This window comes from Micromonospora acroterricola, from assembly GCF_003172955.1.
GTDB lineage: Bacteria > Actinomycetota > Actinomycetes > Mycobacteriales > Micromonosporaceae > Micromonospora > Micromonospora acroterricola.
Genome location: NZ_QGKR01000027.1, coordinates 1 through 2,592, shown reverse-complemented (window position 1 = coordinate 2,592; position 2,592 = coordinate 1). Strand labels below are relative to the sequence as shown.

The 2,592-nt window shown below is 76.0% G+C and carries 3 protein-coding genes; 1 reads left to right on the top strand and 2 read right to left on the bottom strand.

The features are described from left to right. Positions 1-31: 31 nt before the first annotated feature. A complete protein-coding gene (locus DKT68_RS00245) occupies positions 32-685 on the bottom strand; it encodes an MBL fold metallo-hydrolase (RefSeq protein ID WP_109815435.1) in 654 nt (217 codons plus the stop codon). 7 nt (positions 686-692) lie between these two features. Next, positions 693-1,409 carry a maleylpyruvate isomerase family mycothiol-dependent enzyme gene (locus DKT68_RS00240; RefSeq protein WP_109815434.1) on the bottom strand — a complete coding sequence of 239 codons (717 nt, stop codon included), beginning with the start codon at positions 1,407-1,409 and terminating at the stop codon, positions 693-695. Positions 1,410-1,586: 177 nt separating this feature from the next. Between DKT68_RS00240 and rsgA the strand changes: the two genes are divergently transcribed. Further along, the coding region (gene rsgA / locus DKT68_RS00235) for a ribosome small subunit-dependent GTPase A (protein WP_109815433.1) at positions 1,587-2,592 on the top strand (1,006 nt) is incomplete at its 3' end.

Sequence of the window (2,592 nt, the reverse complement as noted above, 5' to 3'; positions counted from 1 at the left end):
GGGGCCGGCCGGGGGGCCGGCCCCGCTCGGCTCACCAGCCCCGGGCGCGCCACTGCGGCAGGGCGGGGCGTTCCGTGCCGAGGGTGCTGTCCTTGCCGTGCCCCGGGTAGAACCAGGTCTCGTCCGGCAGCCGGTCGAACAGCTTCCGCTCGACGTCGTCGATCAGCGCGGCGAAGCGCTCCGGGTCCTTGTCGGTGTTGCCCACCCCGCCGGGAAAGAGGCTGTCGCCGGTGAACAGGTGCGGGGTGCCGGTCGGGTCGCGGTAGAGCAGCGCGATCGAGCCCGGGGTGTGCCCCTTGATGTGGATGACCTCCAGCGCGCAGTCGCCGACCGGCACGGTGTCGCCGTCGGCGAGCCGCTCCGCCTCGATCGGCAGCCCGGCCGCGTCGTCGGCGTGCACCAGCGGACGGGCGCCGGTCTTGGCCACCACCTCCTCCAGCGCGACCCAGTGGTCCATGTGCTGGTGGGTGGTCACCACGGCGGCCAGGCCGCCGTCGCCGATCAGGTCGAGCAGCCGGGGCGCCTCGTTGGCGGCGTCGATCAGCACCTGCTCGCCGCTGGCCGTGCAGCGCAGCAGGTAGGCGTTGTTGTCCATCGGGCCCACCGACAGCTTGCTGATGGTGAGGCCCTTCAGCTCCCGCACCGCCGGCCCGCCGTCGGCGGTGACGTCTCCGCTGTATGTCATCAGGTGTCTATATCCATTCCGGTGGAGTAGGCAGGGGGCCGTCGGGTGTGACGGCGAGCGCGCCGCCGCCGTCACGGCCGATCAGCCAGGCGGCGAGAGCGGGGGCCGGGCCGGCGATGACCGGTGCGGCCGTCCCGTCACCGATCACCAGCTCGTGCCGGCTGCCGTCGAAGCGCAGCACCATCGACGGCGGCGCCGGCCGGTCGGCGTGGTGGGCGGCCACCTCGTGCAGCAGTCGGTGGGCGAACGCCTCCGACCAGTCGGCGGGCCCGTAGGCGGCGGCCAGGTCGAGGTGGTGCACCTCGATCTCGCGCAGCCGGCCCCAGACGAGCAGCGCCGCCGGCCATGGGCCCCGGCGGGTCTCCACCGTCGCGGCCCACGCCTCGACCGGCATGGCGGCGACGGCCTCGGAGAACCGGTCGGCGGAGCGCCGCAGGTCGTCCAGGTGTTCGGCGGGCGGGCGGCCCGCGCCGGCCTCGATGTCCGCTGTCCGGGCGGCTGGCGAGGCGTACATGGGTAGCGGCTCGCCCGTGCGGGCCGCGGTGAGCAGGTTGACGAAGCCGTCGGCATTACGCGCCAGGTGCGCCAGCACGTGGCCGCGCGTCCAGCCCGGCAGGAGCGACGCGCACGCCAGGTCAGCGGCGTCCATGGAGGCCGCGGTACGCAGCAGTCGACTGGTGGCGTCGTCCACCTCGCCCATCAGCAGCAGCGGATCGGTGGTCACCCGTCGACCCTAGCGGTCCACCGTCGCGCCGTCGCCGGGGAAATCGCTTTCGGCGCGTCGGCGCGCCCCCTACCGTCGGCGACATACGCGGCACCGGGACGTCGGACGGAGGTGGTGATCATGCCGGACGTGGCACGTGTGTTCCGCCATCACCAGCTTCGACACGATGAGGATGCCATGACGATCGATCTGACCGCCCTCGGCTGGGACGCCGAGCGGGCGGCGTACGCCGGGCGGCGCGGCGACCACGACCCGGGCCGGGTGGCCCGGGTGGACCGGGGGGTCTGCACCGTGCTCACCGCGGCCGGCCCGGTCCGGGCCAGCCTGGGTGGGGCGGTGCTGGCCGCCGCCGTTCGGGACCCCTCCGCGCTGCCCTGCGCGGGGGACTGGGTGCTCCTCGCGCACTGGCCGGACCGCCGCACCACCGTGGAGGTGGTGCTGCCCCGGCGGGCGGCGCTGATCCGCCGTACCGCCGGCAAGGACGCCAGCGGCCAGGTGCTGGCCGCCAACCTCGACGCCGCCGCCGTGGTGGAGCCGGTGCACCCGGAGCCGGACGTCGGCCGGATCGAGCGGCTGCTCTCCCTGGCCCACGAGTCCGGCGCCCGGCCGCTGGTCGTGCTGACCAAGGCCGACCTCGCGGCCGACCCTCAGGCGCTGGCCCGGCAGCTCGCCGCGGTCGCCCCCGGCGTGCCGGTGCTGCCGGTCAGCGCCGAGCGCGGCCTGGGCCTGGAGCCGCTGCGCGCCGAGGTGGCGCCGGGCCGCACGCTCGGCCTGCTCGGGCCGTCCGGCGCCGGCAAGTCGAGCCTCGTCAACGCGCTGGCCGGCGCGGTGATGATGCCGACACAGGCGATCCGGCGGGTCGACGGCAAGGGCCGGCACACCACCACCTGGCGGGCCCTGGTCCCAATCCCCGGCGGCGGCGCGGTGATCGACACGCCCGGTGTGCGGGCGGTCGGCCTGCTGGACGGCGTGGCCGGGCTCGACCGGGCGTTCGCCGACATCGCCGGGCTGGCCGAGGGCTGCCGGTACGCCGACTGCGGGCACGACGGCGAGCCGGCCTGCGCGGTCGGCGAGGCGCTGCGCACGGGGGAGCTCTCCACCCGCCGGTGGGAGAGCTGGCGGCGGCTGCAGGGGGAGGTCGCGCAGGAGAGCCGGCGGCGGGAGGCGCGGTTGGCCGCGGAGC

Excerpts from the sequence above, each read along its gene's own strand:
- DKT68_RS00245 (WP_109815435.1), bottom strand. The coding sequence starts at position 685 with ATGACATACAGCGGAGACGTCACCGCCGACGGCGGGCCGGCGGTGCGG.